Below are 20,775 nucleotides of genomic sequence, written 5' to 3' on the forward strand. Positions count from 1 at the left end.
AGATACGTTAGAATCCATGTATTAGAAGCTAGCTAATGGGAGAGGACTTCCATTTACACAAAAAATTTGACACTCCCGATTATTTTGGCAGTACTACTTTTTAGAAAATATAAAAAGAATAGTAAGTATGATCAATGGATATCTAAAAGTAGTTGGGACGTTGGTGAATATCTGTTGAAATATGATCGGAAATTATACGTTGTAAATGAGTCGTTTCAATTACTTGATTCAAGCTTTGAACATGGAAATAGAGGAGTTTCCTTTGTATTGAAAGAGTTATTGGGGGCAAATCTATGCGATTGATGGGAATAATCAGAACAAATAAGGTAAGGAGTTCCATAATTATGATTGTTAGTGTGTTATCCGCACTGTCAATTACATTGGGAAATTATAGCCTGACCTTTGCGATTAACGTGTTAAAAAACGGAAATTTGTCTCAATTTATTACGAAAATGGTTTTTTTTATTCTCTTACTACTAGGAGGCTATGTTAGTAATATACTAATGGGTTATTTGTTCAATTCCCAGGTTCAGATATATTCTCATCAATTAAGAGAGAATTTTGTCCAATCAGCCTACAATAACAGTGATACGTCAGTTGATTTTGTTCAGAACAAGTTGACAAATGATTTAAAAACGCTTACTAATCAATATGCAACGCCTTTGTTCTCAATTTTCACGGGAGCATTGACACTGGCTTTTTCGTGTGTTGCTCTCTTTACGCTTAATTGGACATTAATGATTCTTGTAGTGGTATTGGCCATTGGTATTCTGTTCTTACCACGGCTACTTTCAAAAAGTCTGCAAGTTACGACAATGAATGTGTCAAAATCTAATCGAGAGTACTTAAGTACGATTGATGAATGGTTTTCAGGACTTTCTGAAATTAGACGTTATGGGGCAAAGGGGCATTTTTATAAGGTACTAAGTAGAGAATCAGAACAGCTTGAACAAAATATTATGAAGAGGGTAGGAAAGGTCTGTACGTTGGGAATTCTAAATACGTTTGCTAACGTTTTTTCGCAGTTCTTAGTAATCGCATGGACAGGGTATTTGATAAGTAAAAATTCAGTTTCATTTGGAACGATTTTGAGTGCAGGACAATTTGCTGAAATTATATTTAATGGAGTAGTTACAATCTCCAATTCTTTTGGCTCTATTTTGTCTTCAAAAACGTTAAGCAAAGAGTTTATGGAGCATGCAAGGCAAGTGAAGAATATCAGAGAAGGGCCAGACAATAATCCTAATCAAGTTAGATGTCTAGTCACTCATAAATTAACTAAAAGTTTTCCGAATGGCGAAACGCTTGTCTTTCCAGATCTATGTATTCGTATGGGAGAAAAGATTTTAATTACAGGAGATAGTGGTAGTGGCAAATCGACACTATTGAAAATTCTCATTGGAGAAGTGGAGCCTACAAAAGGTAATGTAGAGTTTTTGAATGGTGAGTCTAAAACTGTGAAAGTTAATTTAAATAAAATTGGATATATTCCACAAGATGCAATATTGTTTCCAGATACAATTAAAAACAATATAACGATGTTTAATGCAAAGCTTGATTCGCTTATTAACGAAGTGGTCAAAGGTGCAGATTTGAAAAAGGACATTGATTCTTTTGATTCTGGACTTGGTACAGTACTCAACTTAAAAGAAAAGAATTTTTCAGGAGGTCAGCGACAAAAGATTATAATTGCAAGAGCAGTAATACATGAGCAGAAGATTCTTATTATTGATGAAGGGACATCGGCTATTGATTATGAGGGTACGTCTGCCATATTGAAGTCTCTGTTAAGCTTACCAATTACTGTTTTATTTGTTGCCCACAATTTTGACGCTAGTACTCGTAGCCTTTTCGATCGCGAGATTTGCATAAAGAAGTGAGTGAGCATTGGTGAGGTGTGTAATGGATTATTTACTTAAAGATTGTAAAGCAATGGATTATTTTGAGAAAATAAATGGGCCGCTTATACAGTCAGTATCGAGTAGTCTAAGTGAAGATGGTTTTCTTTTGAATCAAACTATTGTGATGAGCACGTTCAATGATGTGTTGGAAGGAATGTCTGATAATATTAATAGTTCATTAATCAGAGTTGCAAAGGAGGGGTTCCTAGAAGATTTGAAAAGAGAAATAGGAACAATTGACAGTTTAAAGGATGAAAGGGACTTGTCATCTATAGATGATATTTCCCGAGACTATAACTTAGTAATGCCGTTTGAATTAAAAACAGTGCGAGTTAAAAAGATAATTAAGAAAGTTTTGGTTAGAAATAGAATTGAGAATGTAGCACGCAGGCGGAAACAAATGTGTAAAGTTATTCATTTCTTATTTAAAGGAACAGCTAAAGACATCAGTGTAAATGACTTTTATCTAAAAGTAGTAAATTTTGAAAGAATCATGGCTAACGAAGCTTTTGATTCATCTGACCAGAAGTACTTTTATGTAGAGCAAGCGTCTAATCACCAAAATGTTGATACAATTCTTGTAATGCAGAATAAGTATCAATGCAATGAAGTATATAATGTTATTATTAAACATTTTGATGAATTTCGTTGTTGGGTGCTGTTGGCAACAGCGCTGAGCAACAGTATGTTTTTGGGAATGCACTTTTTTGAGTTAGCAACGGGTATGTCTTCTGGTGATAAGAGTATGGATAAATTGCTGAGTAAAAGCATTATGCTTCGGCTTTATCCTCAACAAATTATGGTTAATGTCTTAAAGCGATTGAACGTTGAGAATACAGTTAGGCGACTAGCGGATTTTGTTAGAATCTTACAAGCAAGAGAAGTATCGTTAACTTGCTTTACCACTGCTGCGTCCAGGCTAATGCAGGTAACGGAAATTGTTCTTCCGAGGTTCTCCAAAGAAAGACCTGAAGAAGTTATTCCAACGACATATCAAGAAGTTATTAGTATTTTAAAGAAAAACAAATTAGCTGATTTCACTCAAAATGAGCTGCTTCAAATTATAACGAGGGGAATTTTTTTCGACAGAGAGAGATTGAAGATTACGGTGCCATTAAGCTTTTTGATGCCACCGTATGTTGAAAAATCACACTTCTATGGGCTAAGTGTGATTTTATCTCATGAATTATTTCATTCAATTGATTCAGTAGCTAGTCGGAGAATCAATACAGGATTTGTGGAAAATCAAAATTTGGCAGATATTTCTAGGAAGATTGTGCAGAAAATTCAACATATTTCCTTTGACGGCATCCCATTGGCTCCTGGTAAAACGAAAAATGAAGACTTAGCTGACTATGTTGGTTTGCATGTTGCCTTTGAAGTGTCGTCGAATTTAACGGATAGTTTTTTCCAGGAGGCTTTTTTTGAAGCGTATGCAAAGCTTTTCTTAGTCCATTTGACTATTAGTGATCAAAAGGAAGAAATACTGAAGTCAAAACATTCACCAGTTTTTGTGAGATGTAATCTGCAGTTGAGTTTGTTGCCATCATTTCAAACATGGTGTAGAAAGACCAAAGTAACACCGATGTTTGGATAATTGTGAGCTGAAAGTTGATGAGCAGCCAGTTATTGGTTGTTTATTTACTGAATGATGAATTGTAAACCAGCCGGATTTAAATTATAGGGACATGAACATACGAAGAAATGAGTCTGGGACAAAACCCTAGAATCTGAAGTAATAAGTGGTGTTAATTGCCGGTTCGTGGCAATTAACACCACTTTTCTTTGGCATGATATGAGCCTGTTTAACTGTCTTCGATAACTTTGATAGGTTCTCAGCCATTAAGGCAATGCCAATCTCATTGGTAGCTGCGGTTAAGCCGCGAACTGAGAATCGTTTGAACTTCAGGTAGGTCTTTAAATCAGCGAAGATTGGTTCAATCTCAATTTTACGATGCGCATACAAAGCATGGCCAACCTTACTAGTCAGCCGTTTCTTCGCCTGGTCTTTAAAGTAAAGCCAATTTTCACACTGATTTGACGGCGGTTACCGCTCTTGGTTGTCGCCAAAGTCTCGCGCTTTGGGTCTTCAAAGTATTTGACTGAGCGATAAACCTTAAATTGTCTTTCGTAGCCGTAGCGGTCATGGCGGGTACTGTAATGGTGAAAAGTAAAGATTATGCCATCAGGATCGGTGTACTGATCGTTCAGTTCATCGTATTGCCAGTTAGCGACTTTGCGCCGGTCTTTATGATAAGAACGGGTTTGTTCTTTTTCGTACATGCCATAAGGAATCAAATACTTAGTTTGAAAGTCATCAGTAAGCTTTTGGTAGTTCATCTCACTGCCATACCCAGCGTCCGCCACCAAATATTGAACGACTCGCGGCGACTGTTTAAAGATATGCGTCACGAATGGAATCAAGGTTCACGTATCCGTTGGGCGCTGGAAAAGCTGATAATAAAGGGCAAATTGTCGTTGACTGGCGACCTGTAAATTATATCCTGGTTTTAGTTGGCCATTTCTCATGGGATCCTCTTTCATCCGCATGAAGGTCGCATCATGATCAGTCTTCGAGAAGCTATTTCGGTCACTAAAGGTCTTCTCAGCCAGCTCATAGCGCTGTTTACGAGGTAAATAGTCCGTCGTCAACAGGTGGAGAAAATGCTTTAATTTCCGGCGATGACGTTTGGCTTGTGAACCACCACGATGCGGCTTTTCTAAGTTGATTTTTCAGTTAAACTATTGATTGCGAGTGTTAAGTTAGTGGTTAATTTAATCAGCTCAGCACTAGTTAACGCGCATTTTTGCGGCGAGAAATGCGGTACGGATACTTGATAATTCAACAATTCTTGATAAAGCGAGGCCGTCTTATCATCGAGCTTAGGTTCGGCCTTCTCAATGGATTTACGCCAGACAAACGTGTATTTATTAGCGTCAGCCAAGATCTTCGTCCCATCAATGAAAAGTGCGGAATTATTGAAGAGGCCGATCATCGTCAGGTAATCACGAAAGGCGCGAAAGAGCCCTTCAATCAGTCTCAAGGTTTTAGGATTACTGCGGAATCGATTGAAGGTACGATAACTCGGAATGGCCAGATTTGGGCCAATGAACCAACGCATCACTAAGTTTTCGTTGGCCATTTGAACTAGCTTACGTCCCGAAAAAGTCCGGCGTAAGTAACCGAAGAGCCAAAGCTTTAAGAGTAACTGTGGCGGATATGAAGGTCGACCGGTAGGAGCTGAACTGGTTTGAAAAGTAGCGGTCGGAATATCGTCCACAATAGCGTTAATAGCCCATGCGACGCTGTTTGGTTGAGGTTGCCAAGATAGATTGAGTTTTTAAAGTGGTGCGATTACTGGTATAATTCATTTGCATAGAGTTGGTTATCTCTTTTCTTTTTTGGTTCAGCACCTAAAGAATAGCAGGGATTACCATCTCTGTGTATACATAAGCTCAAAAGGGGTCCTCTCAAGAAATCATACGATTTCTTGAGAGGACCCCTTTTAATATGCGAGTTGGGAGTTTTGTCCCAGGCTCTTTCCTTCGTATTGTTTGTACATAAAATTTAGATGATTGAAACGATAAAAAGAAGTTAGTTTTTCTTAAAGTTGATATCCCAATATCCCAAATTCTAGAATTATCTGACTAGTAAACTTAACACCTGATCGATGGTCAGCTATCCCTTGTTTTACTCATAAACAATAGCTCTTTAACCCAATTCATTCCCAGGCTCGCCCTTATCAGCCGCGTCGTGGTCTTGGCTGTCGTCGTCCTTAGGCTTTTTCTCCGGGAACAGCTTGAACATCACCTTGTTGAAGTAGTCCGAAGCGTAGCCGATGACGAAGATACCCATGAACATCGAAGCCAGCAGTTCAAAGCAGAACATTGGCCAGCTCTTGATGGTGATGTTGGAGATGATCAGCATGGTCGTCCCCCAAGTGATCAGCCAAGCCGGCACCTCGGTGAACGGCAGGATGGTTCCTTGCAAGAAGAGGGCCAGGAATGTCAGAATCCCAAACATCACGGACGAGGCTACCAGTCCGGAGATCCAAGACACGTGCAACAGGGAGAAGGCCATCAGCCCCCAAATGAGGCCCAAGCAGAAACTCAACAGAATATTCCAGATCTTATCCTTCGGGAAGCCGGCACCGAAGAAGTAGGAGACCGCAATGAAGGCTGCGGCACCCATCCACAGTGAAAAGCCAGTCATGATCAAGCTGTAAACGATGGTGAACCCACCAACGCCGATGGAGTCGAACCAAACTTTTTTACTAATTTTCATGATGTGATTTCCCCTTTACTAGTTAGCGCTTCCATTTCTCAGTCAGAATACCAGTGTATCTGATTCTGTGAAATGGCGCAAGGACTTTAGGTAAAACGTTTAAACCCAAAATGAGGCGGACCCCAAACGCAATGTTTTTGGCCCAGCCTCTTTTGGGGCGTCACACCCCGATCACTCAAATTTTTTAAATCCCCCGGACAGCGGGCGTGACGCGCTTGTCGTTTTAGAAGTGCGTTAAGCGTGGTGACTCGATCTTGATATCTTCTGGATTGCCTTCACGGCCTGGCTTCATCACAACTTCACCGGTCGAGATGGCGCCCACTGGGCAGACCAGGTTGCACAGGTGGCAGCCGACACATTTTTCGGTATCGACCGTTGGGCGGCGAGCTTCTTCATTCCAGGAGATAGCTTGGTGCGCGCCATCGAAGCAAGAAATGTAGCAGCGGCCACAACCGATACACTTGTCCCAGTCGATCTTAGGGTAGACTTTGTAGTCCCGGTTCAGAGACTCAACGGGAACGATGCTCTTGTTGGCAGCGCCAATGATTTCTGACAGGTGGTCAATCCCTTGTTCTTCCATGTAGTGCATCAACCCGTTCTTCATGTCTTCCACGATCCGGTAGCCGTATTGCATAACGGAGGTGGTTACTTGAAGAGTAGTTGCCCCTAACAGGAGGAATTCAGCGGCGTCTTGCCAAGTTTCGATCCCACCGATCCCGGAGATTGGCAGTTGTTCCAGACCAGCGGCTTCCCGTAATTGTTGGATAAAGCGTAAGGCGATTGGCTTAACGGCTTTCCCGGAGAACCCGGAGATGGAGCCCTTGCCGTCAACCGTTGGTAAGGCCGTCTTGCGGTCGATATCTAAGTTGGCGATAGACTTGACCGTGTTGATGGTCGCAATCCCATCAGCCCCGCCATCCAGGCTGGCTTTAGCAGCTGGCACCATGTCGGTGATGTTGGGTGTCATCTTGGCTAAGATTGGTAAATCAGTTCCGCGACGAACGGCGGCACAGTACTTCTTAACTAATTCAGGGTTAGTCCCAACATCAGAACCCATTTCGTGAGAGGTCATCTGTGGGCAAGAGAGGTTCATTTCAATCATGTCAGCCTTGGCTTCGGTGACCAATTGGGCCAGTTCTTCCCAGTCTTGTTCGTTGGTCCCCATGATGGAGGCAATGATGATCTTGCTTGGGTAGTTTTCCTTTAACTTCTTCAAGTCATGCAGGTTTTCTTCCAAGGAGTGTTCGGCAATTTGTTCCATGTTCTTGAACCCAACGAACGGGGTGCCTTCCTTGGTCAGTTCATCAAACCGTGGGGAAACTTCGTCAACTTTAAAGTGCTTAGGGCCAATCGTCTTGAACGCAACCCCAGCCCAGCCTTCATCAAAGGCCTTGGCACACATTTCATAACAGTTATCTACTGGCGAAGATGATAGGAGGAATGGATTTTCAAAATGTACTCCTAAGAAATCTACGGATAAGTCTTTTTTAATCATTATTCGTTACCTCCTACCAAGTCGGCTTCTTTTGCGTCGCCCATAATCATTTTGTCCATTTGTTCTGCAACTTCTTTACCCTTGCGAACGGCCCAAACCACGGTCTTGTCGCCTTGGGCAATGTCACCCGTGACGAAGACCTTAGGATCAGCGGTACCGTAGCCAGCGTAAGGAACTTCTTCATGCTTATCAATAGTGATGCCGAGGTTAGCGGCGTTGACGCGTTGACCAACAGCCAAGATGATCTTGTCGGACTTGATGGTCATTTCACTATCAATGTGACGGTGTTTGAAGGTGACTTCATTGCCGTTCACAGCGGTTGGCACGTAGCCGTCGACGATTGTCACGCCGGCTTCACGAGTGCCTTTGAGTTCCTTCTTGGAAGCTTTGAATTCGTCAAATTCTTCGTAAGCCATGTCGGTAACGTTCTTAACGTTTAAGCGGCGTAAGGTCGTGGCCACATCCATGGCAACGTCCCCACCACCAACGACAACGGCGTTTTCAGGCAAGTCAGTGATGTTACCTTTGGCTTCCTTGACACGAGCTAAGAAGCCGACTGCCGTTTCAACGTTTTCGTTGTTAGCAAACATCGGTAAGACCTTGCTTTCGCTGGCCCCAACGGCGATAACAACGGCGTCATTGTTGGCTTTCAGTTCGTCCATCATGATGTCTTCACCCACCGTGGTGTTGTAGTGGATGTTGGCACCTAAGTTGACGATCCGCTTGATTTCGTATTCCACGATGTCGTTTGGCAGACGGTATTCTGGAATCCCGTAGGTCAGGTAACCACCGGCCTTTTCGGCTTTTTCGTAAATGTCTACGGCGTAACCCTTGGTCAACATGGTCGTGGCAACTTGTAAGCCGGCAGGACCACTCCCAACGATGGCGATGTGGTGGCCGTTGGACTTGCCTTGCTTTAAGATATCCATCTTAGCGGCTTGTTCAAAGTCGGTGACGTAGCGTTGAATCCCACCAATATCAATGGGGCAGTCAATGCCAGTCCGGGAGCAGGCCAATTCACAGTACTTTTCGGTTGGGCAGACGCGGGCACAGATGGCACCCAAGGCGTTGTTTTCCCGAATCGTTTCGGCAGCACCCTTGACGTTGTTGAAACGCACGCTGCGGATGAAACGCGCTGGGTCAGTGTCAGCGGGGCAAGCCTTGGAACAAGGTGCGTCGTGGCAAAGCAGGCAACGAGCAGCTTCTTCCATCACAGTGGTCATGGTGTATCCTGGGGCTTCTGTTTCGTATTTTTTAGTCATGCTGATACCCTCACTATCTTTTTTTGATTTGGTTGATTGCTATAATGATGAGGCCCGTGATGGGTTGGATAACCTGGTTATGTAACTTGTTATTTCTTTCACGTGCCTTGAACACTTAGAGAATAGCATGTCTAGCGGATACGGTAAAAAATTCCCGGCAATTCTCACGGATATTCGTGAAAATGCCGGGTTTTTATATATAATTATATATAGAAAAAACACCAACCATTTGGCATAATTGAGGGTTTTGCCTAATAGTTAGCGCTCGTAAACTGCCGTGAAAACGTGATTTAACAAGGATTTGGCCGTTTTTGATGAAAATGATGAAATTTTTCCATGTCATTTTGGCATAAAATACTGGCGACATTTTATTCCTAACTTTATGCGGGAAATTCTGGCAGTGGGTATATTTGGTCAGGCGGCTAAACCAGGAGTGCTCATCCCAGCGCAAACCGCTGGCGTATGGTTAAATGGAAGTAACCTAAACGAAGGTCGGTGGACAATTTTGACTGATGAGATTAATTTACTGGTGACCCTGAACGCGGGCTATTTGCCGCCACTGAAGGTCATGCTGTACTCGGTACACGCCAATAACCCGGGCGAGCGGATTCATCTGTGGCTGTTGCACGCCTCATTGACGCCAGCAGAAGTGGCAGCGGTACGGCAACTTACGGATGCGTTTGGCTGGACGCTCAGTAATGAACAAGTGACCACGGACTTTGCGGCGGGGGTGCCCCTGATCAAGCGGTATCCCAAAGAAATGTACTTTCGCTTGCTGAGCGGGCAAATTTTACCGCCAACGGTGAAGCGGGTCATCTATTTGGACCCGGATCTGTTGGTGATTAATCCGCTGCGGCCTTTGTGGGAAATTGATTTGCGGGGGAAGATGCTGGCGGCAGCCGTTCACCGCGGCGTGACCAAATTGGTTGATGGGCTGAATCAGCTGCGACTGGGCACGACGACAGCTTACTTCAATTCCGGCGTGCTGGTGATTGACCTCGACCAAGCGCGGGCTAAGATCAAATTGGGTGACATTACCGCTGCCATTCAGAAGTACGAAAGCGAGCTGATCTTGCCAGACCAAGACATTTTAAACTTCCTGTACGGCGCGGACATTTTGGAGATTCCCGAGGAAATCTGGAATTACGACACGCGCAAATACTTCGTCTACCAGACGCGCAGCCTGAACGCCCACGAGATTCACTGGGTGATGGCCAACACGGTGGTACTGCACTATTGTGGCACGCCCAAGCCGTGGGAAGCGACCAGCGACAGCAAGTTCACCGGGCTGTTTTTGACTTATCAGCAGCAGTTGCGGCGGTTGGTGGCGAGACTTGGTAACGGGTCACGAAAGGTCGAGTAAGCTATTTTCCAGCCCGAATTGGCCAAATCAGATGCTTGCGTCAGCTTGCCCTGGGGATCACCTCCAGCCTGAGTAAGGCTGTCAAGGATCCGCTAGTCTCTTGCCAATGTGTGTCATGACGCTGTAAACAACTAGTTTTATCCTTATGAATCGCGCTAAAGGAATGCGTCTAGTTGGCTTCTGTCTTTCAAGTTTTAAGAGTAAGTTTAATAGCCGTCGACTGTAGTAATGATGTCGGCGGCTATTCGTATGGCCATAAATGTTATTTCTGCTCGGGTGGTTCCAAGACGATAGGAACCTCAGGATCAAAATGACTGCTGTCCAAAAATTTCTTGGTATAGGTGTGGCGAAATTCAGTTGGTGTTAAGTAATACCGGGCCTTGAAGGCCTTCATGAAGCGTTTTTCGTCAGAAAAGAAGACAGCGCTGGCGATACGTTTGATGGGAAAATTAGTCTGTAGTAATAATTCAGCTGCTTGTTGAAGCTTGAGCTGATTGATGTACTGGATGATAGTCTGGCCAGTCTGTTCCTTGAAGATGCGGACTAGATAGTGGGCGTTCAAGTCAAAATTCTCTGCAACGGTACTGGCCTTGAGTTCAGCATTGAGATTGGCACGAATCCACTCCTTGATGCCGTCGATGCGGGCTTCAGCGCTAGAGGCATTGGCACCAGATAGTGAGCTGTAGAAGTCTTGTGAAATTTCAATTAGTAGGGCGGTCAGGAGATAATCTACGGACATCGACGTGAAGTAGTGGGTCTTGGCCATGTCTAGGACCTGGTAGATGATGATCAGAATTTTTTCCAGACTCACAGCCTGGTACTGTAGCGGCAAGACGATTTGGTCTTTTTTAAATAAGTTGGCCAAAGATTGGTCATCTTGGCCGTCCACGTGTAATGACCGCATGGCATTCTTGTGTGTAAAGAAATGAAACCAGAAGTATTGCGTGTTCTCAGGCGATTCCTTGTAACCGTGGAGATGGTGAAATGGTGGTAATGCAAAAACATCGCCGGTTTGAATGACATAATAGCTGTTATCAACTTGTAAGTAGAGAGTGCCCTTGACGACAATGATGATTTCAAAATTCCCATCATGATACATTGGCTTATGTTTCCAGTGAGAACCCGCTGTGAATTTTCCGGATGAAAAATGGAGAACGGGTTCACTGATATCAATACAAGTTATGGTTCGCATCGTGATTGACTCCTCTCGTGAGTGTAGCGATTCATATTTGGTTAAGCACTATTTTCACCCGTTTTGGGCACGTCGTCTAGATGTAATGGCCTAAAAGTGAGAAATTACCACTAAATCGCCTGCTAATAGTTATAAATAAACACCTTTCCTACAAAATACACCATTTTTAACGTAATTGAAACCGTTTACAATTAGGCTAAATAACCTAATTGCTAGGGAAATGATTATCTGGATTCAGTAACCTACTTAGACAGATTGGTCGGTTAGAAAGGGAAGATAAGGATGGAAAATTTTGCGGTTGAAACGGATCACGCACAGCTGAAGTTTGAAGTGGCTCAAGAAAAGGTTCGCTTGGTCGTCATGAATTCCAATGACTTGCGTGCGGCGGATGATGAGCTCAAACAACATTTACAGATTGCTGAGGTACAGGTCACTGGTCGAAACTTCCACCACAAAGGGGTCGGTTTTGTGGATACAAATCCAGGACGCGACCTACGTTACGTCAGGCATACCGTGGTGGATGAATCTGATGGCAAGCTCCTAACAGTGGTACAAGAAGATACGGACCACACGTTGCGGGTCAGTAGTTTTTATAGGCTCTACAACGGGACGGCCGTTGTACGGAGTTGGACGCAATTGGAAAACATCGGGTCCGCAGATCTGGGGATTGAATATGCCTCATCTTTTGCGTTGAGTGGTATCAATCAAGCTAAGGATCTAGCTGGCAATTATGCTGAACACAATGTGGTGTACATCCCCAACAATGATTGGACAGCGGAGGCCCAGTGGAAAGCCAATACGCTCAAGGACGCTGGCCTAGATTACTGGGTCGATGGTGACCAAGCGCAAGCATCGACGAAGCGTCTGAGTGTCACCAACAATTCCTCGTGGTCCTGTTCAGAATACTCGCCGAACGGTATCTTGACCAATACCCAGACGGGGCAGACAGCTATTTGGCAGATTGAAAACAACGGGGCTTGGCATTATGAGTTGAAGGACATTGGCCGTGGAAACTTATTGGCCATTCGTCTGTCCGGACCTGAGGAATTCGATAATCATTGGTGGAAGAACTTAACGCCGGGAGCTACCTTCACAACAGTACCGGTAGCATTTGGTCAGTTGATAGGGGATTTTGAGGATGCCATTGGCGAGATGACCAAGTACCGACGTGCAATCCGCCGGCCTAATGCAGACGACCAGAAGCTAGCGGTCATTTTCAACGACTACATGAATGGCCTATCTGGTGACCCAACGACGGCCAAAGAACTGCCGCTGATCGATGCGGCCAAGAAGGTTGGTTGTGAGTACTTTGTTATTGACTGTGGCTGGTATGCGCCAGGCTACTGGTGGGACAGCGTGGGTGAATGGCAACCATCGAAGGAACGATTCCCTGACGGCATCGAAAAACTGATTCAATACATCCGTGACCAGGGCTTGACTCCTGGTTTGTGGTTGGAGTTAGAGGTCATGGGAATCAAGAGCCCGCTAGCCGCAGAATTACCGGATGACTGGTTCTTCATGCGTCATGGCAAACGTGTGATTGACGCAGACCGTTACCATTTGGACTTCACTAATCCAGCGGTCCGTGACTTTGCGGATGGCGTGATGAAGCGTCTGGTTGAACAGTACGGTGTGGGTTATATCAAGATGGATTACAACATTACTACCGGTATCGGGACGGATCGTCAAGCCGATAGTGTTGGCGATGGACTGTTGAAACATAACCGTGCTTATCTGAAATGGTTAGATGCCATCTTCGCTCGTTACCCTGATTTGGTTATTGAAAACTGTGGGTCTGGTGGGATGCGGCATGACTATGCCATGCTTGAACGCCACAGTATTCAGTCAATGACGGATCAAACCAACTATGTCCGCAATGGTAATATTGCCGCGGTAGGCGCATCGGTCGTCGCTCCAGAGCAGTGTGCCATCTGGTCTTACCCACTGCAGGATGGGGATGACGAAGAGGTAGTCTTTAATATGGTCAATGCCATGCTCTTGCGAATTCACCAGAGCGGCTATCTGAATAAAGTAAAGGGTCATCGTCTAGACCTAGTTGCTGAAGGCATTCGGGCTTACAAGACCTACCGGCAAAAAATCGCAACTGGTTTGCCAATTTGGCCAGAAGGATTAGGACAGCTGGATGATGACTGGTTTAGCTATGGTTTTAAGCAGGGTAAGGACCTGTATCTAGCCGTTTGGCGGGGGATTGGGCAAACGGTCGACCATACTGTGTCACTAGCCAAATACGGCCAAATTGCGGCCGTCACGCAGCTCTATCCCAGTGCGACTGGAAATAGCGATTTTACTAATGATCAAGAGACGTTACACGTGAACTTCTCTCGCGAAAAGATGGCGCGGCTTTACCACGTACAGTTACAGTAGCTTTAAACCAAGACCTGTTCGGCTTACTTGAGCCGAACGGGTCTTGTTCACGTCTGGTGAGGAATACGGTACCAGTAGATTCTGATAGAAATTGCGTGGAAATTAACGAATGTGAGATTTTAACACTAATTCGCATTAGGCCCGTTACTTTATACCACTAAATGTACGTTATCGTTTATTGAAAGCGTTTTCTTAGATGCTATGATGTTGAGTGTACATAGGATATCCAAGCAAACAACGCACTTAATAACCGGTGATTGAGTGATCAGAAAGGATACTAAGCATGACTCAAAAATTTAGAAGTTTTGCCGCAGTTCCACCGAAGGGCTGGAATAGTTGGGATAGTTATGGTGCCTCGGTTCGGGAACCAGAAGTCAAACGCAACGCGGATTATCTCAGCCAACACCTTAAGCAGTTTGGCTGGGAGTACGTGACCGTTGATATCCAATGGTACGAACCGACTGCGGATTCGTCAAAATATCACAATTTTACGCCACTAGTGATGGATGATTACTCACGACTGATGCCAGATCCCAAGCGCTTTCCTTCGGCTACTAATGGACAAGGCTTTCGCCCGCTAGCCGAGTATGTTCACGGACTGGGCTTGAAATTTGGGATTCACATTATGCGAGGAATTCCACGTCAGGCCGTCCATGCGGCCACGCCGATTTTGGGAACGACCAAGACGGCACGCGATATTGCTGAAAACACGATTTGTCCGTGGAATGCCGATACGTATGGTGTCAACGTTGACCTCCCAGAGGGACAAGCGTACTACGACTCACTGATGGCGCTGTATGCCGAATGGGGTGTTGACTTTATCAAGTGCGACGACATTGCTAATTCAGTGATTTACCGCGGCACGTTGAAGAAAGAAGTGGTGGCCTTACGCAAGGCCATTGACAAGACCGGTCGTGATATGGTGCTGTCGTTATCGCCAGGACCAGCGCCGGTTGAGAACGGTGCGTTCTTGCAGCGTAATGCCAACATGTGGCGAATCACGGATGACTTTTGGGATGACTGGTCGCTACTCTTGAATATGTTTGACCGTGCTGAAAAGTGGTCAGCCATGTCGCGGCCTGGAAATTGGCCGGACTGTGGCATGCTTCCACTAGGGCACATTGGGATCCGGTCCGTCGATGGCCCGGGTGGTGACCGCCAGACCCGTTTCACCCACGCAGAACAGAAAACCATGATGAGTTTGTGGAGCCTGATGCAGTCACCACTAATTATGGGCGGTGAACTACCAGATCTGGATGAGTGGACGACTAAATTGCTGACGAATGCTGATTTGCTCGCAATGGATGATCAAATTACGGAAAAGTATCAGGTCACGCGTGACGAGTCCCAAATTACTTGGTACGCCACGAGTCCAAGTCACGAGTACTACGCTGTCTTCAACATCTCTGAGCGGCAACTGACGCTCACGGGCCAAGACTTGATTGGCCTGTCGATTCCGTTAGCTGGACACGATGTTTGGCGAAATCAAGACATCGCGTTGTCATCGGATCAGCAATTAATCATTGACGCGCACGATGTATATTTGCTAAAAGTTTAAGACAAAAATTCTGAGGAGTTGAACACTATGGAAGAAAAAGCAAGTAGCCAGCCTAAAAGACAGATTGTTCCCTGGCTGGAGAAGTTAAGTTACGGTCAACTGGACTTTGCTGGTCAACTGGTCGCCACAGTCGTTGGGAGTTACCTGATGTACTTCTTTACTGACGTGGTCTTATTACCTGCCGCCGCAGCCGGATTGATTTTGTTAATTGCCCGGGTTGTGGATGCCGTAGGAGCCCCCGTTTGGGGAACGTTTATTGACATGACACATACCAAGTATGGGAAGGCTCGGCCTTACTTCTTGTGGCTGGCATTTCCGTATGCAGCAATGGGTGTACTCTTATTCTGGGCACCACAGTTGAGTGTTACCGGTAAGATTTGGTATTGTGGGATCACCTACATTATCTACGGAATCTTATATTTGGGAATCAATGCACCTATTACCACGATGTTACCATTGATCACCTCGGATCCTAAGGAACGGGTGGTTCTTAACTCTTGGTGGATGGTCGGATCTAACTTAGGGGTCTTCGTTGTGAACTCCCTGACACTGCCGTTAGTTGCATTCTTCGGTCGAGGCAATGACGTTAAAGGTTTCCGTATTTTTATTGTGATTTTTGCTATTTTAAATGTCACGCTGACCTTATTCTCATTTGCGCACACTAAGGAACGAGTTTCCTCTAGTACTAGTGAACGAGTTACCTTGAAACAAGGGATTCACGCCATGAACAAAAATTGGCCTTGGTTGATTCTGGTTGCCGGAAACTTCTTGTTCTGGGTAGCTCAACAGAACCGGCAACAAGGGATGGTTTACTATTTCACGTATTACTTTAAGAATAAAGACCTAGTCACTTTCTTTAATTCGATTGGCCTGATTCAAGTGGTCGGGGTTATTGCCATTCCATTCATGAATAAGTATATGTCGAAGAGTAAAATTTGGGCATTAGGTTTTGCAATTGCTGTTGTGGGTCAATTAATCATTACCGTATCTGGTTTAAGCATCGTGGGCGCTGTAATCGGCTGGTTAATCGCCTTGATTGGTTCCGGAATTGCTGTTTCCATGCCATTTGCCATGTTAGGGTCCGCTGTGGACTTTGGAGAATGGAAAAACGGTATCAATGCGGCTGGTCTGTTGACTACGATTGGTTCGGCGTTCTGTATGTCCATGGGCCAAGGGTTAGCTGGCTGGTTGAACGGGACGTTCCTGTCTGCCTTTGGTTACGTGGCCAATCAAGTTCAAACTGCCCATGCTCTGACTGGAATTAGCATCGACTTTAACTGGATGACCATGTTATTGTACGCTGCTGCCATCATTCCAGCATTAATGTATCAACGCTACGAAAAGATGGAAGGTCAAATCACAGCTGATTTAGCGAAGACACGTGACTAATAATCTGAAATAACTTATTTAGAATAACGAATGGGGGTCCCTGTCATTAACCGGTGACAGGGACCCCCATTCGGTTTAAACCAGCTGTCCCAAGCAGGCGGCCAAGAAGCAAACGACCGTCATCACCAATGCAACGGTCTTCAATAGCCAGGCAACCTTGTACGAGGTTGCCTGGTTTTTGTGGGCCGTGAGAAATTCACCCAGCCAAGCTGACAGGATGACGGCGACAATTAAGTAGACCGACAGCTGGTCGCTGAACGAGACGCGCAAAAAGACTGGCGGCAACAGGCTAATAGATAAGATGGCGAATAGGTCGTAAAGGTAAATGAACGATAACTTTACTGATTAAAACAAATCCATTCAATAGATAATGAACACCTCATTATTTAAAAAACCGTCGTGACCACAATCCTTCAGGATAGTGTGGCCACGACGGCTTTTCAGTTACGCCTGGTGCTGTTCACGTTGGTGTTTCTTCAGCTGTTGCTTAGCGGCGCAATCGTATTCACACGCCGGACAGCTACCAGCCTTGGACTTTTTCAAGTGACGGTAGAGCACGACGCCCGCGCCGCCGATAATCACGGCAACGATGAGGATATTAAGTAGCAAGGACATGGTCAAGACTCCTTTTTTAAATGAAGAGCGATCCCACCTGGTAGATGAGTAACGCCGCCAGGTAGGCGATGACGGTGCTGGAGACCACCGAGTACAGCGCCCATTTCTTCGAGTTGGTCTCGGCTTTGATGGCCGCCAACGTGGCGAAGCAGGGGGCGTAGATCAGGATGAAGACCAGTAGCGCGTAAGCCGACAACGGGGTGAACAGCGAACTAAACGTGGCAATCAGGCCAGTCTGTCCGCTCAGATGGAAGAGCACGATCATGCTGGAACTGATGACTTCCTTGGCTAGCACGCCAGTCATCAGCGCGCTAATGGTTTGCCACGAGGTGATGCCGATGGGCCGGAAAAGTGGGAGCACGAACTGACCGATCATGGCCGAGAAACTCTGGTCGATGTTGGTCACGATACCGCTGGGCCCCAGGTTGGACAGCAGCCAGATCAAGACGGTACCACCAAAGATGACGGTGCCGGCCTTGCGGATGAAGCCCTTGCCCTTTTCCCAGGTACCCATGGCAATGATGTCTGGACGCGGCACGTGGTATTTGGGCAGTTCGATGATGAAGACCGTGTTTTCGTGGATCTTGAAGGCCCACTGATAGATTTTGGCCATCAGTAGCGCAACCGCAATGCCCAGGAAGTACAGGGATAACACGATCAGCGCTTGATTGCGCTGGAAGAAGGCGGCGACAAACAGGCCGTAGATCGGCAGGCGGGCCGAGCAACTCATGAACGGCGAAATCAGCGTGGTGACCAGCCGTTCCTTGGGCTGCTCGATGGTGCGGGCAGCCATGATACCGGTCACGTTGCAGCCAAAGCCGATGATCAGCGGGATAAACGCCTTGCCGTTGAGGCCAATCAGCTGCATCAGCCGGTCGGTCACCAGCGCGGCGCGGGCCATGTAGCCGGAATCCTCGAGGACGGAGATACAGGCGAACAGGACGAAAATTTGAGGGATAAAGCTCAAGACACCACCGACCCCGGCGATGATGCCGTCCACAATCAGGGATTTCAGAAAGGGCATTGCCCCAACGCTGGTCAGAAAATGACTGGTCGTGGTGGACAGCGGCCCGGAGATAAAGGCATCCAGCCCATCCGATAGCGGCGTCCCAATCCAATCAAAGGAGAGCTTGAACATTAGCAGGAATATACCCACGAAAATGGGCAGACCCAACACGGGGTGGGTCACGATGCGGTCGATCTTGGCCGTGAGGTTGTCGTTAGATACCTCGTGTAAGTACTTGGTCGTGGCCGACAGCGTTTCGTCAATGAAGGCCAGACGCGTTTGGAAAATCTGTTCTTCAAAGTTCTGGTCGTCGTAGAGTTTCTGTTGGCTCAGTAGCGGCTTGAGGTGGTGCTTGCTGGCGTAACGGCGCACGATTTGGTTGCGGTTCATGTACTGAATGGCTAACCAATTGGCAAAGGCCGCGGGCTGCTGGTAGTCGTCGATCAATTGTTGGCTAGCCGTGGTAATGGCGTGTTGGACCGCTGCCGGGTAGGCCAGGTGGAGCGGTTGCGTGGCGGTGGGCGGCGTGGTCAGGAGTTCTTGGCGCAACTGATCCAGACCCGATTTCTTCCGGGCGTTGGTGGCGCGTACCTGACAGCCCAAGCGTTTGGCTAGTTCGGCGAAATCATAGCTGATGCCGTTGGCCTTGAGGTCGTCGATCATGTTGAGCGCTAAGACCACCGGCCGGCCGAACTCCAGTAGTTCAATTGACAACAAGAGGTTGCGTTTGAGCTGACTGGCGTTGGTGACGTTTAAGATCATATCCGGTGAGTCGTTGAGTAAGTAATTACAGGCCACCGCCTCGTCTTTGGTGATCGGCGTCAGTGAGTAGATGCCGGGCAGGTCGACGACCACCATTTCCGAATGGCGGATGCGACCGAGCTTCTTGTCCACGGTGACCCCTTCCCAATTACCAACGTAGGCGTATTTATCCGTCAGCTCGTTGAAGAGCGTGGTCTTGCCAGTATTTGGATTTCCTAAGAGGGCAACGGTGGTCATGCTATTGCCCCCCTACTAGTGATTGGAAAACGACGTAGCGGATGCCGATCTTTTGTTGGTCGAATTCGACGATGACCGGGCCGTGAAACGGGTATTGCCGTAGGACAGCGAGTTGACTGCCGGGGTGGATGCCGAGGTTTTGTAAACGATGGGCAGTCTGACCATCGAGTTGGCTCATTTGGCGAACGATAACGTTAGGATAGGCTGATTCTGAATAACGGAGTTGCATGCTCATCAGGCCTTTCAAATGAATTAGATTCCGATTAATTGGTTCTAGCTTACCATGTAAGCACTTTCACATATATTAGGGAAATGCCTAATATTATTCCAGGAATATTCTGCCTATAATAATGTCAAGCGCTTACAAAGAGCGGCCTAGAGCGAAACACTCTGGAATAATTTTATGCACACTTCACGGAATATGCGGGCATAATTTGTGAAAATCGCACAAAGCCGTCAATGAAAAGACGCCTTAACAGTGAATTTCATACCTAATGGAGGTTGATGGATAATGGCAACACTAGAAATCAAAGATTTACACGTTGAAGTGACCGATGAGGAAAACCAAACGGCTAAGGAAATTTTAAAAGGGGTCAACCTGACCATGAACACCGGCGAGATTCACGCCATCATGGGGCCTAACGGGACTGGTAAATCAACGTTGTCGCAAACCATTATGGGTCAACCGGCTTACCACGTGACGCAAGGGGATATCCTGTTGAACGGCGAAAGTATTGTCGGTATGCCCGTTGATGAACGGGCCCGCAAAGGCTTGTTCCTCGCGATGCAATATCCCGCCGAGATCCAGGGCGTGACCAACGCCGAATTTCTCCGTGCCGCAGTCAATGCGCGTCGGCCGAAGGATGATCAGATCTCGGTCATGGATTTCTTAAAAGAACTCGATAAGAACTTAGATATTTTGGACATGAGCGAAGCCATGACGGAACGTTACCTGAACGAAGGCTTCTCTGGTGGGGAAAAGAAACGTAACGAGATCCTCCAGCTGTTGATGATCAAGCCAGCCTTTGCCTTACTGGATGAAATCGACTCTGGCCTGGATATCGATGCCTTGAAGGTGGTCTCCAAAGGGGTCAACGCCATGCGTGGCGACAACTTCGGTTCGATGATCATCACCCACTACCAACGCCTGTTGAACTACATCGTGCCAGACGTGGTCCACATCATGATGGGTGGCCGGATCGTCAAGACCGGCGACGCGTCACTGGCAGAACGGTTGGAAAAGGAAGGTTACGCCGGGCTGCGTGACGATTTGGACATTGACGTGGCACTCGTGGATGAGAACTAGGGGGTGGCAAAATGGATAC

General features: G+C 46.3%; 18 protein-coding genes and 1 pseudogene. 7 read left to right on the forward strand and 12 right to left on the reverse strand.

The annotated features are described in order from the left end of the window. Positions 1–344: 344 nt before the first annotated feature. Entirely contained in the window at positions 345–1,880 is a 1,536-nt protein-coding gene (locus NGM66_RS09385) for an ATP-binding cassette domain-containing protein (RefSeq protein ID WP_208907322.1), read from the forward strand. A 22-nt stretch (positions 1,881–1,902) separates the two neighbouring features. Further along, positions 1,903–3,498, forward strand: coding sequence for a M13-type metalloendopeptidase (locus tag NGM66_RS09390; protein WP_258115576.1), 1,596 nt, complete (start codon positions 1,903–1,905; stop codon positions 3,496–3,498). A 126-nt stretch (positions 3,499–3,624) separates the two neighbouring features. Here the strand turns inward: NGM66_RS09390 and NGM66_RS09395 are convergent, their stop codons facing one another. The 7 genes and pseudogenes from NGM66_RS09395 to NGM66_RS09425 all read right to left on the reverse strand — a co-directional run bounded on the left by NGM66_RS09395 (position 3,625) and on the right by NGM66_RS09425 (position 8,943). Beyond that, positions 3,625–3,867, reverse strand: coding sequence for a transposase (locus tag NGM66_RS09395; protein WP_258115577.1), 243 nt, complete (start codon positions 3,865–3,867; stop codon positions 3,625–3,627). 20 nt (positions 3,868–3,887) lie between these two features. Further along, positions 3,888–4,241: a hypothetical protein gene (locus NGM66_RS09400; protein ID WP_208907324.1), complete on the reverse strand. Its 354-nt coding sequence runs from the start codon at positions 4,239–4,241 to the stop codon at positions 3,888–3,890. Between the two features lie 87 nt (positions 4,242–4,328). Next, positions 4,329–4,553 carry a hypothetical protein gene (locus NGM66_RS14370; RefSeq protein WP_373418486.1) on the reverse strand — a complete coding sequence of 75 codons (225 nt, stop codon included), beginning with the start codon at positions 4,551–4,553 and terminating at the stop codon, positions 4,329–4,331. A gap of 68 nt (positions 4,554–4,621) precedes the next feature. Further along, positions 4,622–5,212: pseudogene (locus NGM66_RS09410) on the reverse strand (transposase); the annotation flags it as partial. Positions 5,213–5,613: 401 nt separating this feature from the next. Further along, on the reverse strand, positions 5,614–6,186 hold the full coding sequence (locus NGM66_RS09415) for a DUF1097 domain-containing protein (protein WP_208907326.1): 573 nt from the start codon (positions 6,184–6,186) through the stop codon (positions 5,614–5,616). A 223-nt stretch (positions 6,187–6,409) separates the two neighbouring features. Continuing rightward, positions 6,410–7,681 carry an NAD-dependent dihydropyrimidine dehydrogenase subunit PreA gene (preA, locus tag NGM66_RS09420; RefSeq protein ID WP_208907327.1) on the reverse strand — a complete coding sequence of 424 codons (1,272 nt, stop codon included), beginning with the start codon at positions 7,679–7,681 and terminating at the stop codon, positions 6,410–6,412. Then, positions 7,681–8,943, reverse strand: coding sequence for an FAD-dependent oxidoreductase (locus NGM66_RS09425; protein ID WP_208907328.1), 1,263 nt, complete (start codon positions 8,941–8,943; stop codon positions 7,681–7,683). The genes preA and NGM66_RS09425 overlap by 1 nt, the downstream gene beginning before the upstream one ends. A 505-nt stretch (positions 8,944–9,448) precedes the next feature. Here NGM66_RS09425 and NGM66_RS09430 point away from each other — a divergent pair. Then, positions 9,449–10,306, forward strand: coding sequence for a glycosyltransferase family 8 protein (locus NGM66_RS09430; RefSeq protein ID WP_208907329.1), 858 nt, complete (start codon positions 9,449–9,451; stop codon positions 10,304–10,306). A 262-nt stretch (positions 10,307–10,568) separates the two neighbouring features. Here the strand turns inward: NGM66_RS09430 and NGM66_RS09435 are convergent, their stop codons facing one another. Beyond that, the gene (locus NGM66_RS09435) at positions 10,569–11,498 is read right to left on the reverse strand and encodes a helix-turn-helix transcriptional regulator (protein WP_258115579.1); all 930 of its coding nucleotides are present in this window, start codon (positions 11,496–11,498) and stop codon (positions 10,569–10,571) included. A 282-nt stretch (positions 11,499–11,780) separates the two neighbouring features. On the opposite strand from NGM66_RS09435, the gene NGM66_RS09440 reads away from it, so the two are divergent. From NGM66_RS09440 to NGM66_RS09450, 3 genes are all read left to right on the forward strand, one after another. Further along, positions 11,781–13,883, forward strand: a complete 2,103-nt coding sequence (locus NGM66_RS09440) for a glycoside hydrolase family 36 protein (protein ID WP_208907331.1) — start codon at positions 11,781–11,783, stop codon at positions 13,881–13,883. A 283-nt stretch (positions 13,884–14,166) separates the two neighbouring features. Continuing rightward, entirely contained in the window at positions 14,167–15,441 is a 1,275-nt protein-coding gene (locus NGM66_RS09445; RefSeq protein ID WP_208907332.1) for a glycoside hydrolase family 27 protein, read from the forward strand. 27 nt (positions 15,442–15,468) lie between these two features. Beyond that, a complete protein-coding gene (locus NGM66_RS09450; protein WP_208907333.1) occupies positions 15,469–16,830 on the forward strand; it encodes a glycoside-pentoside-hexuronide (GPH):cation symporter in 1,362 nt (453 codons plus the stop codon). Positions 16,831–16,905: 75 nt separating this feature from the next. On the opposite strand, the gene NGM66_RS09455 is transcribed toward NGM66_RS09450, so the two are convergent. The 4 genes from NGM66_RS09455 to NGM66_RS09470 form a co-directional block, all read right to left on the reverse strand. After that, entirely contained in the window at positions 16,906–17,115 is a 210-nt protein-coding gene (locus tag NGM66_RS09455) for a hypothetical protein (RefSeq protein ID WP_258115580.1), read from the reverse strand. A 159-nt stretch (positions 17,116–17,274) separates the two neighbouring features. Further along, positions 17,275–17,445 carry a FeoB-associated Cys-rich membrane protein gene (locus tag NGM66_RS09460; RefSeq protein ID WP_208907334.1) on the reverse strand — a complete coding sequence of 57 codons (171 nt, stop codon included), beginning with the start codon at positions 17,443–17,445 and terminating at the stop codon, positions 17,275–17,277. A 16-nt stretch (positions 17,446–17,461) separates the two neighbouring features. Continuing rightward, entirely contained in the window at positions 17,462–19,450 is a 1,989-nt protein-coding gene (gene feoB / locus NGM66_RS09465) for a ferrous iron transport protein B (protein WP_208907335.1), read from the reverse strand. A 1-nt stretch (position 19,451) separates the two neighbouring features. Next, positions 19,452–19,685: a FeoA family protein gene (locus NGM66_RS09470; protein WP_258115581.1), complete on the reverse strand. Its 234-nt coding sequence runs from the start codon at positions 19,683–19,685 to the stop codon at positions 19,452–19,454. 276 nt (positions 19,686–19,961) lie between these two features. On the opposite strand from NGM66_RS09470, the gene sufC reads away from it, so the two are divergent. Then, a complete protein-coding gene (gene sufC, locus NGM66_RS09475) occupies positions 19,962–20,756 on the forward strand; it encodes a Fe-S cluster assembly ATPase SufC (protein WP_208907336.1) in 795 nt (264 codons plus the stop codon). Positions 20,757–20,775 lie beyond the last annotated feature (19 nt).

This window comes from Levilactobacillus yiduensis, assembly GCF_024718525.1.
GTDB classification, from domain to species: domain Bacteria; phylum Bacillota; class Bacilli; order Lactobacillales; family Lactobacillaceae; genus Levilactobacillus; species Levilactobacillus yiduensis.